This is a genomic window from Thalassobacter sp. HA4-2 (genome assembly GCF_055693705.1).
The window spans coordinates 537,009-549,466 of sequence record NZ_JBVFUK010000001.1; the positions used below are offsets into that span (position 1 = coordinate 537,009).

Here is a 12,458-nt window from a genome sequence, read left to right on the forward strand (position 1 = left end):
AGGACAGGATCGGGAGTACGCACGCCATGACATTTTCGGCCAAGGACTTGTTCCAGCCCACCGTCTTGCTTGCACTGGCGCTGATGGCGGTGATCGTCATGATGATCCTACCGGTCCCGGCCTGGGCCCTTGACCTCGGGCTGGCAGCCTCCTTCGCTTTGGCGATCTTGATCTTTACGGTCACATTGTTCATCGAACGTCCCCTCGACTTTTCCTCTTTCCCGACAATCTTGCTAGCGTCCCTCATGCTGCGTCTGTCTTTGAACGTGTCCTCGACCAAACTGATCATTGGAGAAGGGCACACGGGCACATCTGCCGCCGGCAGTGTGATCGAAGGGTTCGCCAACTTCGTGATGGGCGGCAGCATCCTGCTGGGGCTCGTTGTGTTCTGTGTGCTGTTGATCGTGAACTTTGTGGTCATCACCAAGGGTGCCACCCGCATGGCCGAGGTGGGCGCCCGCTTTGCCCTTGATGGTATGCCGGGCAAGCAATTGGCGATTGATGCGGATGTATCCGCGGGCTCCATAGACCACGCAGAGGCCAAACGCCGCCGCGAGCTAGAGCAGGCGGAAACCACCTTCTTCGGATCGTTGGACGGCGCCTCCAAATTCGTGAAGGGCGATGCCATCGCAGGCCTGTTGATCACTATGCTGAACTTGGTCATGGGTCTTGTGATCGGGGTCGTAGTCCACGATCTGTCCTTGGGGGTCGCTTTTGAAACCTACGCCATTCTGACCGTGGGCGACGGGTTGGTCAGTCAGATCCCGGCCGTGATCATTTCGATCGCTTCGGCTCTGCTCTTGGCGCGCGGTGGTGCGACGGGGGCTGCGGACACCGCCCTGATGGCGCAATTGGGCAAATACCCCAAGGCGCTGTACACGGTCGGGGGCCTGTTGATGCTGTTTGCGCTGGTCCCCGGCTTGCCCTTCATTCCCTTCATTGCCGGGGCTTTGGCGCTTTTGGGCGCAGGCTACTACGTCAGCCGGGTGGACCCCGTCACCACACCCGATGCCGATGAAGCGGAGGCCGCGCCCGCGCCGCCCAAACGGACCGGCGACATCCTCGACTTTGACGAAATACACCTGCAATTCGCGCCGGATCTTGTGTCGCTGGCCCTTGATCCCGCCACTGGATTGGACGCCCGGATCGACCGTATGCGCGAACATATCGCCGAGACATACGGTCTGATCCTACCCGAAATTCGGTTGACCGATGCGGCGGAGCTGCCCGTCGGTCACTACGTGATCAAGCTGATGGGCGTGCCGCAGGCCGAAGATGTTCTGTACCCGGACCGCGTTCTTGTTCTGACCTCCGGCATAGAGTTGACGACCCCCGGCACCGACGTGAAAGAGCCGGTCTATGGCGCACCCGCCCGGTGGGTGGCCCGCGATGCGGAGGAAGACTTGACCTTGGCCGGGCACACGGTCGTCGCCCCGGGCGAGGTGCTTGCCACACACCTTCTGGAGGTGATCAAAACCAACTTTGCAAGGCTGTTGGGCCTGCGCTCTTTGCAGCGACTGCTGGACGAATTCACCAACATCAGCGACCCGGCTCGTGCGGCGGCCAACCAGCGCCTGTTGGACGATCTTATTCCGGAAAAGGTCCCGGTCGAGACGCTGCTGGCGGTTCTGCGGCTGCTGCTGTCAGAACGGATATCCATCCGCAACCTGCCTCTGATCCTCGAAAGTCTGGCTGAATTGAAAGGGACAGGTCTGTCGGCAGACGCGATGTATGAACATGTCCGACAACGCCTCGCCTTTCAGATATTGGCAGAGTTGAAGCGCGGCGACGGGGCTCTGCCGATCATCCAACTCGCACCGGAGTGGGAGCAGAAGTTCTCCGACTACCAAACCATGAAAGAGGGCGGTATGGTGGATATCGCCCTGCCCCCCGATGCCTTTGGTAGGCTGTCCCGATCCCTTGTGGAAAAGATATCCGAGGTGGCGGAACGGGGCGAGTATCCGGCCCTGATCACATCGGCGCTGCGGCGGCGGTATTTACAGACCATCGTGCGCAGCAAGGGGCTGTCCAATCCCGTTCTGGCCTACGAGGAAATTGGCCCAGATGACCGCCCTGCCGTGCTTGGGGTTGTGCCCGCATGACCGAAATCATCACAGCGGTGATGGCCCAATCCCAAGGGATCTTTTGGGGCTTTGCGGTGGTCTTCGCCCGCGTGGCCCCGATCGTATTCCTTTTACCGGCCTTGGGCGAACAAATGATCCCCGCGCGCGTGCGGTTGGGTGTGGCCCTCGCCATTGCGGCCATCGTGACCCCGATATTGGTTCCGGTTTCCGTGCTGCCCGGGCAGGCCACGTTGCCCATCTTGTTGTCTGAAACCGCGATTGGGCTGGCCTATGGCGCGTCTTTGAAAATCATGTCCCACGCCTTGCTGATCGCAGGCACGATTGCCGCGCAATCCACGTCACTGTCCCAATTGTTCGGAGGCTCCGCCGCGACAGAGCCTCAGCCCGCGCTTGCAAATTTCATCTACATGGCGGGGCTGACCCTTTTGGTCATCTCCCACGCCCATGTGTTCCTGATCAAAGCACTGGTGGACAGCTATACCGCCTTGCCGGTCGGGCAGATCTTGCGCGGCAGTGATATCGCCACATGGGGCGTTTCCTTGATCGCGGATGTGTTCGCGCTTGGGTTCACGCTGGCGGCTGCGTTCGTCATCGCCTCTACGATTTACAACGTCGCCCTAGGCGTCGTGAACCGGGCGATGCCGCAATTGATGGTGTCCTTCGTTGGCGCCCCGGCCATCACGGCGGGGGGGATCATCCTGACCTTGCTGGTGATCCCCATTTTGTTGCCCGTGTGGAAGCTGCAGTTTGACCGCGTTTTGATGGCACCCTTGGGCCTTGTTCCATGAGCGGATCTGACGGCGGTGAAAAGTCATTTGATGCAACGCCTCAAAAGCTGGACGAGGCGCGCAAGAAGGGTGATCTGGTCCGCTCGGCGGAACTGAACACAGCCGCGAGCTACATCGGTTTCCTGCTGGGCCTGTTCATTGCAGTGCCCTTTGCGGTGGACCGTTTGGGCAATCTCGGCATCATGTTGCTGGCCCGCCCCGAGGAGGTTAGCGCGCAGATGATCGGCATGGGCGGGTTTGCGGTGTCCGGCGCCATGGTGTGGGAGGGGACCTTGGCCGCCTTGATTGTGTCAGCCGGGCCTGCGGCCGGGGCGATGCTGGCGATCGCCGCCCAACAAAGCTTTGTCGTTGCCCCCAGCAAGCTTGCGCCCAAGTGGTCCAAGATATCCCTGCTGCAGAATGCAAAACAGAAATTTGGCCCGGACGGGATCGTCGAGTTTCTGAAATCCTTTGCCAAGTTGATCATTTTTTGCACCGTTCTTGGCGTTGTCCTGATCCGGCAGCGCGACGCGATCCTTGCCAGTACAACACTGGACGCCGGTCCCGTGATGACCCTGTTGGTGCAGCTTTTGATCGACTTTCTTTGGATCGTGATTGTGGTTTCGCTGGCCATCGGGGCTGCGGATTACTTCTGGCAGCGGCATTCGCACCTGAAGAAACAGATGATGACCCGGCAAGAGGTGCAGGACGAGGCTAAGAAATCCGAAGGGGATCCGCACCTTAAAGGTAAGCGCCGCCAGCGCGCGCAGGAAATTGCGATGAACCAGATGCTGGCTGATGTGCCAGAGGCGTCGGTGATCATCGTCAACCCAACGCATTATGCCGTGGCGCTGAAATGGTCGCCCATGGACCCGTCCCCCCCGTCTGTCTGGCCAAGGGCGTGGATGAGATCGCGGCCAAAATCCGCGAAGTCGCGCAGGAACATGGCATTCCGATCCACAGTGACCCGCCGACCGCCCGTGCAATCTATGCCGTCGTCGAGGTGGGCACCCCGATCCAGCGGGAACATTTCGCGCCGGTGGCCTTGGCCATCCGGTTTGCCGAGGACATGCGCCAGAAAGCAAGGAGCCGTGGATGGGGACATCGCAAAAGGACCGACTAGCGGCCTTGCACCAGATTGCAACCCTCAAGGCGGAACGGCAGTTGGCGCGCTTCAGTCGGGCGGATCAACCGCGCCAACACTTAGAGGCGCAGCGCCAGCGCATCGCAAACGCAGGGCAGGCGCACGCCCCAGATACTCTGGAGGCCGCGCGCGCAGCGGCGCAGTTCCAAGCGTGGCAGCGGCAGCGCCTGGGCCAGTTGCAAACGCAAATTGCCCGGGAACGGGCCAAGACCCAGCCCCTGAAGGAGGCCGCGCAACGGGATGCTGCGCGGCGGGATGTCACGTCCAAGCTGCTGGATCAGGCGATCACGTCGGCGCGTCGACGCGGGCTGTGACAAAGGCCTTTCCCTTGGCCGCCTCGGGCCATGTGATCCGGATGGACCGCCGGTCGGGACCGATGCGCCCCGATGCAAAGGGGAAGGCATCAATTCGCTGGTTGCTGGCGTTGCGGATCTGACCCTCGGGCATCAGGGCGGTGACAACGCGCGCCTGCCCGCCAAAGGGCAGGTAGTCGGTCAAATCCTCCTCCCACACGGCGGCGGCGGAATTGCGAGTGACGGGCACAGTGATCGGGTTCTGGAACTGTTTGGAAACCCCGTGAAATGTGTTGCCTTTCACGTTCACATCCACGAACCGGGAATAGTCCAGATCGGCAAAGGTGGTGTTGACCGTATCCACACGGTCCAACGCGGGGCCCTTGATCTGTTTAAAAATGTTGCCGGTGATGTTCATCCCGTTGATGAAATGCCCGCTGCCGTGGGGCTTGATGTGGATGGGGCGATAGCCTGCGCCGACATTGGACGACATGAAGATGTTGCCCATGATGGACAGGCCGCCGAAGGACAGCTCTGACTGGAAATCGGGGGCGCCGTCGTGTTCGTTGGTCCATTCCAGATAGGCGTTGTCGATGTAATTCCCCATGAACGAGGTTTTCACATTCGCCTCCGTCAGGGCCAGCCCGGCGCTGCGCACGCCGTTGTTCACCCCGTCCCCCTGAAAGAAGTGGTTGCCCGTGATCAGGTGCCCGGTGCCATGCATCACCGCCCAGTGTAAGAACCGCACGCCCCGGTTGTCGCGCACCTTCACGTCGTTCTTGTTGGTGTTGAACCCGATGGTGCGCCGGTTTTGCACCAATTGCCCCTGTTCGGAACTCAGCCATTGGTTTCGGTCCAGCAGCATGCCCTGACACCCCGTGGCGTGGGACGTCAGCCCGCGATCCTTGGGGCCGGTAAAGAACGAATCCTTTACCTGAAAGATCAAACCATTGCTCGGGATCAGGATCCCACTGGCATTGCCTGCACAAAGCAACTCGATATCGGACAGGACAAACCGTTGCAGGTTGGTAAAGCCGCTGAAATCCAGCGCATATTTGAACCGGCTGAAGGTGTAGGTCTGTGATCCAGGCGCGCCATACAGGGCCTGGCTCAGGAACAGGATGCCTTGGGCGGTGTTCTTGCCACTGACATAGACCTCGCGCCCGACGCCCACAGGTCCCTCGACCAGAGACCCGACCTGGATGTTGGCGATGTTGGGCACGTTCGACAGCTGCCGCGGCTCGGTCGTGTCAAAGGTGCACTGGGCGTTGACGACATCCGTGTCCCAATGGGGGGAGGCGACGCAGTTGAACTGCCCGTTTGCAATCACCCGCCGGTTCGCGAACGAGGTCTTGTTTTCCACAATCGCCTGAATGTCCAAGGGGCGGTCCAGCTCCAGCCGCCGTCCGTTCATGTCCAGCGTGTCGTGGTCGGAAAAGTTGAACAGGACCTGCACGGCGTTCTTGAACCCCTCCACCTCGTTGCCGAAGGCGTCGGCATAGGTGTTCAGGTCGTAGTTCTGGGTCAGGGCCAGCCGCTTGTCGGCGGGGATGGTCACTGTACCCTCGAACCGTACGGGGGACCGCATGGTGACATGGTCTGTCAGGCGGTACGTGCCCTTGGACACCAGCACGACCCGGCCCTGCGCGGCTTGGTCGGCCTGTTCAAAGGCGTCGGTGTCATCCGTCACCCCGTCCCCACGCGCCCCGTAGTCGCGCACATCGACCCAATCCAGCATATCGCGCAGAAAGGCGCCGGTGACATCCTCGACCTCGATATCGTCCACGCGGATGATCCCGCCGTTGGGGCCGGTCAGATCAAGGCCCACGTGGGCATAGATTACCTCGTCGTCCCATGCCAGATCGACACCGGATCGCGCCCCGGTGGCGATGATGGCCTCGACGATTTCAACCTTGCCATAGGTGTTCAGCTGGGTGGCCGGGCCGGACACAGGCAGGCCACCGACCGCCGAGCCATTGGCGCGGGCCGGGTAGGCCGCGATGCGCACGCTGGGCATGTTGCCACTGACCGCTTTCACCCGCGCCCGCACCCGGATGTAGCAGCCCGGGATGATCGGCGTCTGCCCCATGGACCGGATCTGCGTGGTTGGCGCCACCTTTTGCAATTCCAGACACCCGGCGAAATCCGCATCGGCGGGCACAAAGGCCGCATTGGCCGCGTTTTCGTAGGTATCGCTGCCCGGCGTGCCGTCCTGCGAGGACCAGACATCCAGCCCATTTTGAAATGCGGGGGGTGTCAGCACCAGCCCGTCGGTGATCGCTTTGTTCATCCGGTAACCTTTCGCGTTGCCAATGGCCAAAAGAAAACCGCCCACGGGCCGGGCCCGGGACGGTCTCATGATAGGGGGACGCACCCGGTCTGGGCGGCCTAGAGCATTGGAAGTAGGAATGAACAGTTAACGGATGGTTAAGCGCCCGGGACTTTAGACACCGATATCGGGCGCGCGCAACAGTTGCACACCGTCGATGCGCCAGCCGTCCTCGGTCGCCTCCATGAAATAGGCGAGGAAGTGCAGATCGCCCGCTTGGTCCCGGATGCGCACCGTTTGCAGGTGCCGCTCCCCCAGATCCTCAAGGGACAGGAAATCCACCTGCGCGGGCCGCCACACCATGGGATAGCCCTGCCGCACCATCATCCCGAACCGAGAGGGAGAGCCGAAAAGCCCCTGAATGGTCGGGCTGGCGTAGGTCCAGGCCTGTTCGAAATCGTCCGCCTGGAAGGCTTGGATCTGCGCGCCGATGACGCCCTGGATGGCACCTTCGTCCGCGCGTAGGGGCAGGGCGGACAGAAGGATCGCGAATAAGATAGCAAGGGGTCGGGTCATGGGGGCCTCCGGGTGTCTGGTGATCTTAACCCTAGACCCCGCGGCCGCCCCGTCAAATCACGACAACTTGCCCGCCAGCCCGTCTTCGATCAATTGGATCGACGCATCCACCCCGTAAAGGGCCATGAAGGACCCGAAACGCGGGCCCTGCGACGCGCCCAACAGCACCTCATACAGGGTCTTGAACCAGTCCCGCAGGGGGTCAAATCCGTGCAGCTTGCCGATGGCGAACACGATGGATTGCAGGAATTCCTCGCTGGTGAAATCCACCTGCGGCGCGGGGTCGTCGTTGCCCATCATGGCGTTCTTGTCCGCAATCGCCTGCAACGCCGCCTCGGGCGAGGACAGGGCGCGGGCCAGATGTTCCAGTGCGGCGCGTTCTTGATCGCTCGGCGCGCGGAATACCCGGGTCGGTTTCACGAAATCGTTGTAATAGCGCACGGCATAGCCCGCCGCGGCGTCCAGGGCGGGGTTGCCCTCGGGCGTGGCATCGGGGGCGTATTTGCCGATGAAGCCCCACAGGGCGTCCTTGTCCTCGGCCCCTGCAACGCTGGCAAGGTTCAGCAGCATGGAAAACGGCACCACCATGTCGGACGTGGGCACATCGCCGGAATGGATATGGAACACCGGGTTATTGACCTGCTGTTCGGGCGTTTGCCCGGCATAGGCGCGCAGCTGCTGGTGGTATTCATCCACCGCCTTTGGGATCACATCAAAATGCATCCGCTTGGCGGTCTTGGGTTTCAAGTACATGAAATAGCTGAGCGACTCCGTGGCCGCATAGGTCAGCCATTCATCAATCGAAATCCCGTTGCCAGAGGTTTTGGAGATCTTCTGCCCATTGGCATCCAAAAACAATTCATAGGTGAAATGCTCCGGCGCGCGGCCCCCCAGCACCCGACAAATCCCGTCATAGATCGGGGTGTTGGTGCTGTGGTCCTTGCCGTACATCTCGAAATCCACGTCCAGTGCGGCCCAGCGGGCGCCGAAATCGGGCTTCCACTGCAACTTCACGTTGCCGCCCGTGACGGGCAGTGTGAACTCGCGCCCGTCCTCGTCGTCAAAGGTCACGGTGCCGGCGGTCGCATCCACATGTTTCATCGGGACATAAAGCACCCGGCCCGTTTCGGGGTGGATCGGCAGAAAGATCGAATAGGTCTCGCGCCGTTCCTCGCGCAGGGATTTCAGCATGATCTTCATCACGTCGTCATAGCGTTCGGCGGCGCGCAGCAGCACCTCGTCGAACTGGCCGGACCCGTAAAACTCGGTCGAGCTGATGAACTCATACTCAAACCCGAAGGTGTCCAGGAACCGGCGCAACATGGCGTTGTTGTGGTGGCCGAAACTCTCGTGGGTGCCGAACGGATCAGGGACGGACGTCAGGGGGCGCTGCAAATGCGCCTCCAGGGCCTGCGGGTCGGGCACATTGCCGGGCACCTTGCGCATCCCGTCCAGATCGTCGGAAAAACAGATCAGCTTGGTGGGGATGTCGGAAATCATCTCGAAGGCGCGTTTGACCATGGTCGTGCGCGCCACCTCGCCAAAGGTGCCGATATGGGGCAGGCCGGACGGGCCATAGCCCGTCTCGAACAGGACATAGCCCTTTTCGGGGGGCTTCTTGGCATAGCGTTTCGACAACCGGCGGGCTTCTTCAAAGGGCCAAGCCTTGGAGGTCAGTGCAGCGTCGCGCAGGGTCGTCATCATCACATCCTTGAGATGGGTTAAAACAGGTGCCACTCCCTATTGCGGGGGGGCGGTGTCGTCAATAAATTAAGCCATATCGCACATTTGGAAGGCGCACACCGTGACAGACTCCGCATTTAGCCCGCAAGACGCCCTCGTGGCCTTGATGATCGCGGTGTCCGCCTCGGACGCCAACATTAACACGTCAGAGCTGTTGACCATTCAGCGCATCGTGGACCACCTGCCGATCTTTGCGGAATATGACATCGACCGGATGCAGCAGGCCGCACAAACCGTGTTTGACCTGTTGGAGGAAGAAGACGGTCTGGACGCCCTGTTCGGCCTGATCCGCGACGCCCTGCCCGACACACATTACGAAACCGCCTACGCCATGGCCTGCGACGTGGCCGCCGCCGATGGCCGGTTGCAGCAGTCCGAACTGGCGATGTTGTCGGAAATCCGGGCAGAGCTGGAGATTGACCGCCTGCACGCCGCCGCGATCGAGCGCGGGGCGCGCGCCCGTCACCTGACGCTTTAACCCGCCTCTGGGTCCTGAGCCTCCAGGGTCAATTGCGCGGCAGGGGCCTGTATGTCGTCGGTACCAAGGGCCGCCACGGGGCGGGCCAGGGCATAGCGGCGCACCCAGATCAGTTGTTCGGCGGCGCGGGTGATGGCCACATAAGCCAGCCGTTTCCACAGGGGTTGCCCCGCCTCGGTCCGGCCCACCCGGGCGGCGGCGTAGAGGTCGGGGGCAAAGACCTGCACCCGGTCCCACTGCGATCCTTGCGCCTTGTGGATGGTCACGGCGGCCCCATGCAGGAACGTGGCCCCCATGCGCGCGGCGTAAGGCAGGAACGGTTCCTCCTCGTCCGGGCTTTCGATCTTGACGATGCTGGCCGCACTCACCTGCGGGTCGGGTGCGCCGATCACATGCAGGCGGCTGAACCCGGGTTTGCGCCCGGGGCCCAGATAGATCACCTGCGCGCCCTTGATCAGGCCCCGCGCCTCTAGGTCGATGCGTTTCTTGCGGTGTTTCAGGGGCAGTTCCAGCCCGTCGCAGATCATCGGTTCCCCGGCCAGCAGTTGATCCTCGGGGGCGCCGTGGGCGTTGCGAAAGGCGCGGATCAGGCGGATCCTGGTGGCGTTGCGCCAGACCAGCACGGGGCTGCGTGCCATCAAATCGCTGTCCACGCGGGGGGCCATCTGCACCCGTTCGTCCCGGGTGCTGGCGTCTTCGATCATCCGCTCAAACTCCTCGAACCCCAGTTGCGGGTCGGCCAAGGCGTGGGCCAGATCAAGGATCGGGTTGTCAGCGGCCTGTCGGTGCACGCGGGACAGTTCCAGCACCTTTGTCTTGGGCAGCTTTTCGAACACCATCTGGCCCGATTGCCCCACGGGGGCCAGCTGTGCCGGGTCCCCGAACAGGATCAGGGTTGGGAAAATCTCGCGCAGGTCCTCATATTGCTTATCATCCAGCATGGAGGATTCGTCCACGAACCCGATGTCCAGCGGCGCGTCCCGGCGTTTCCACCCGGTGATGAAATCCGACCCGCGCAGCCCAGCGGCCGCCAGCGCCCCGGGCACGGATTTATGCTGGGCATAGACCCGGGCGGCGCGTTCCATCAACTCGTCGGTCAGCCCCTCGATCTCGGGGCGCTCGCCCTCGCCCGCCAGCCATTCGGCGACCTTTTCGTATTCGGGATCGTAGACCGGGGTGTACAGGATCCGGTGGATCGTGGTGGCGGGCACGCCGCGGTTGCGCAAGACGCTGGCGGCCTTGTTGGTGGGGGCGAGGATGGCCAGGGTGCGTCGGTCCTTGCGCGCGCGCCCCTCGTAGTCGCCGCTGACCAGATCGACGCCCGCCGCCTCCAACGCCTTGACCAATTCGGCCAGCAGCAGGGTCTTGCCCGACCCCGCCTTGCCGATCACCGCCAAAACCTGGGATGTCCCATCCGACGGCGGGGTCAGCAGGGCATCGGACAGGTTCACGCCCGCGTGGGACAGAACCTCCGACACACGGTCGAAGGCCTCTGCCTGATCGTCGGAGAAGGTGATGACGGTGCGTGTATCCATGGTCGCACCCTATTGGAGCGGCCCGCCCGCCACCAGTGCCCTAGACGTTCATTTGCGGCAGGGGCCCGAAGGTCGCGTCGAACCAGCCTTTGGATGCCGCAGGCGTGACCCCCGCCCGGCGCGCAAGGTCCGCCCGGCGGTCCGGGTGAAACGCCCATAGCCCCGCGCTGATCCCGTCGCGGGTGCCGATCACCGTGGGCGCCCAGCCCAGACGTTTGTACAGCCGCGGCATGACCGCGTCGAACACCCCCACGGAATGGGTCAGCCCCATGCCCACGCCCAGCTCTGCCGCGCCCAGCATCAGGCCTGCCGCCACCGCGCCCTTGGCCCCGGGGGCCAGACAGAACCGCGTGCATTCCCAGATACGCGGGCTGCGGATGTCCACACCCTCCGTCAGGTGGCCGAAGTGGTCCGCCAGCATGGTCGGCCCCGTGGTGGGCAGAAACCGCATGGACCCAGCGTGCCCGCCCTTGGCGTCCTGCCAGATCACATACAGCGGGTTCATGCGGTCGTAGTCGTCCGTTTCCCAGCCCAGATCATCGACGGTCACATCCCAGTCCAGCCGGTCGCGAAACTGCGCGGTGCGGTGGCGAAACATCTGATCGGCCAGCGCGGGGTGGTCGGCCAGTTCGGTGGAATAAAGGTAGCGGATCATCGGAGCCTCCTGTCCATTTCGTGATGGAAAGGGGGTCTGCGCCTGAGCAGATTACCGATGTCTTAGCGCGCGCTGCCTAAAAGCCCGCGCAACAGCCCGCGTTCACAGGCAGATCAACCCGCGAGTCATCGCATTGGCCACCGCGTGGGTGGTGTTGGCCGCCCCCAGTTTGAAGCGCGCGGATTCGATGTAGACCCGCAGGGTATGTTCCGAAATCTGCAACTTTTCGGCTGCCTGCGCCCGGTTCAGGCCCATGGCCAGCAGGGACAGGGCGTCGGTTTCGCGCGGGGACAGGGCCTGCCGGTCGGCCACATCGGCCTTGCCTTCGATCGCCAAGGCCCGCTCGTTGATGTAGTGGGCGGCAAGGATCAGGTTGGGCATGAAGGCCCGGGTGAAATCGGCCCATTGGTCGTCGTTGGCCTTGTGATTGATGGTGAACAGGGCGAATTGACCGTTCGGGCCCCGGATCGGCACGGAAAACCCCTGATTGCCCAGACCGGCGGCGATCCCTTCGCCCAGCACCTCGCGGGCGGGCTTGCCGGTCCAGTCCAGCCGTTTCCAGTCCACGGGGGTGAAGCGCTGGAAACAGCCTTGGACCACGGGGTCGATCTTTTCGTATTGCTGGCCCACGTAGGTCTCGATCCACGTGGGCGCATAGGTCAGGGCCGCGTATTGCTGGCCCGTGGATTTCACCGAATGGTAAACGAGGTGTTCCACATCGTAGGCATCGCGCAGATGTTCGACGCAGCCCTGTAGGTCATCCTGGGTTTGGATGGCTTGCAGTCGGTCCAGAAAGTCTTCCAATCGATGGGTCACGGGTTACGCCTGCTGGGGGATGCAGCACCTCGGCCTGCGCAAGCTCGTGCACCGCGATCAACACCGTGTCATCCAGCTGTGCAGCGAGAATCGACATG

10 protein-coding genes and 1 pseudogene are annotated in these 12,458 nt (G+C 62.5%); 5 read left to right on the plus strand and 6 right to left on the minus strand.

Annotated elements, in window-relative coordinates:
* Positions 1-26 precede the first annotated feature (26 nt).
* The 4 genes and pseudogenes from flhA to ACZ1G0_RS02705 all read left to right on the plus strand — a co-directional run bounded on the left by flhA (position 27) and on the right by ACZ1G0_RS02705 (position 4,309).
* Positions 27-2,102 carry a flagellar biosynthesis protein FlhA gene (gene flhA, locus ACZ1G0_RS02690; protein WP_472735527.1) on the plus strand — a complete coding sequence of 692 codons (2,076 nt, stop codon included), beginning with the start codon at positions 27-29 and terminating at the stop codon, positions 2,100-2,102.
* Positions 2,099-2,872, plus strand: coding sequence for a flagellar biosynthetic protein FliR (locus ACZ1G0_RS02695; protein ID WP_472735528.1), 774 nt, complete (start codon positions 2,099-2,101; stop codon positions 2,870-2,872). The genes flhA and ACZ1G0_RS02695 overlap by 4 nt, the downstream gene beginning before the upstream one ends.
* A pseudogene (locus tag ACZ1G0_RS02700) lies at positions 2,869-3,974 on the plus strand (EscU/YscU/HrcU family type III secretion system export apparatus switch protein). The gene ACZ1G0_RS02695 and the pseudogene ACZ1G0_RS02700 overlap by 4 nt, the downstream one beginning before the upstream one ends.
* The gene (locus ACZ1G0_RS02705; RefSeq protein ID WP_472735529.1) at positions 3,947-4,309 is read left to right on the plus strand and encodes a hypothetical protein; all 363 of its coding nucleotides are present in this window, start codon (positions 3,947-3,949) and stop codon (positions 4,307-4,309) included. Before ACZ1G0_RS02700 ends, ACZ1G0_RS02705 begins: the two are co-directional and overlap by 28 nt.
* Here ACZ1G0_RS02705 and ACZ1G0_RS02710 read toward each other — a convergent pair.
* From ACZ1G0_RS02710 to ACZ1G0_RS02720, 3 genes are all read right to left on the minus strand, one after another.
* Positions 4,281-6,578, minus strand: coding sequence for a glycosyl hydrolase family 28-related protein (locus ACZ1G0_RS02710; protein WP_472735530.1), 2,298 nt, complete (start codon positions 6,576-6,578; stop codon positions 4,281-4,283). The genes ACZ1G0_RS02705 and ACZ1G0_RS02710 overlap by 29 nt on opposite strands.
* A 153-nt stretch (positions 6,579-6,731) precedes the next feature.
* A complete protein-coding gene (locus ACZ1G0_RS02715) occupies positions 6,732-7,133 on the minus strand; it encodes a DUF4864 domain-containing protein (RefSeq protein WP_472735531.1) in 402 nt (133 codons plus the stop codon).
* Between the two features lie 57 nt (positions 7,134-7,190).
* Entirely contained in the window at positions 7,191-8,834 is a 1,644-nt protein-coding gene (locus ACZ1G0_RS02720) for a lysine--tRNA ligase (RefSeq protein ID WP_472735532.1), read from the minus strand.
* 103 nt (positions 8,835-8,937) lie between these two features.
* Between ACZ1G0_RS02720 and ACZ1G0_RS02725 the strand changes: the two genes are divergently transcribed.
* Entirely contained in the window at positions 8,938-9,354 is a 417-nt protein-coding gene (locus ACZ1G0_RS02725) for a tellurite resistance TerB family protein (protein ID WP_472735533.1), read from the plus strand.
* On the opposite strand, the gene ACZ1G0_RS02730 is transcribed toward ACZ1G0_RS02725, so the two are convergent.
* From ACZ1G0_RS02730 to ACZ1G0_RS02740, 3 genes are all read right to left on the minus strand, one after another.
* On the minus strand, positions 9,351-10,889 hold the full coding sequence (locus tag ACZ1G0_RS02730; protein ID WP_472735534.1) for an ATP-dependent DNA helicase: 1,539 nt from the start codon (positions 10,887-10,889) through the stop codon (positions 9,351-9,353). The genes ACZ1G0_RS02725 and ACZ1G0_RS02730 overlap by 4 nt on opposite strands.
* Before the next feature lie 40 nt (positions 10,890-10,929).
* Positions 10,930-11,544, minus strand: a complete 615-nt coding sequence (locus ACZ1G0_RS02735; RefSeq protein WP_472735535.1) for an acyl-homoserine-lactone synthase — start codon at positions 11,542-11,544, stop codon at positions 10,930-10,932.
* A gap of 102 nt (positions 11,545-11,646) precedes the next feature.
* Positions 11,647-12,360 carry a helix-turn-helix transcriptional regulator gene (locus tag ACZ1G0_RS02740; protein WP_472735536.1) on the minus strand — a complete coding sequence of 238 codons (714 nt, stop codon included), beginning with the start codon at positions 12,358-12,360 and terminating at the stop codon, positions 11,647-11,649.
* Between the last annotated feature and the right edge of the window lie 98 nt (positions 12,361-12,458).

Excerpts from the sequence above, each read along its gene's own strand:
- ACZ1G0_RS02715 (WP_472735531.1), bottom strand. The coding sequence starts at position 7,133 with ATGACCCGACCCCTTGCTATCTTATTCGCGATCCTTCTGTCCGCCCTG.
- ACZ1G0_RS02705 (WP_472735529.1), top strand. The coding sequence starts at position 3,947 with ATGGGGACATCGCAAAAGGACCGACTAGCGGCCTTGCACCAGATTGCA.
- ACZ1G0_RS02710 (WP_472735530.1), bottom strand. The coding sequence starts at position 6,578 with ATGAACAAAGCGATCACCGACGGGCTGGTGCTGACACCCCCCGCATTT.
- ACZ1G0_RS02695 (WP_472735528.1), top strand. The coding sequence starts at position 2,099 with ATGACCGAAATCATCACAGCGGTGATGGCCCAATCCCAAGGGATCTTT.
- ACZ1G0_RS02730 (WP_472735534.1), bottom strand. The coding sequence starts at position 10,889 with ATGGATACACGCACCGTCATCACCTTCTCCGACGATCAGGCAGAGGCC.
- ACZ1G0_RS02720 (WP_472735532.1), bottom strand. The coding sequence starts at position 8,834 with ATGACGACCCTGCGCGACGCTGCACTGACCTCCAAGGCTTGGCCCTTT.
- ACZ1G0_RS02735 (WP_472735535.1), bottom strand. The coding sequence starts at position 11,544 with ATGATCCGCTACCTTTATTCCACCGAACTGGCCGACCACCCCGCGCTG.
- flhA (WP_472735527.1), top strand. The coding sequence starts at position 27 with ATGACATTTTCGGCCAAGGACTTGTTCCAGCCCACCGTCTTGCTTGCA.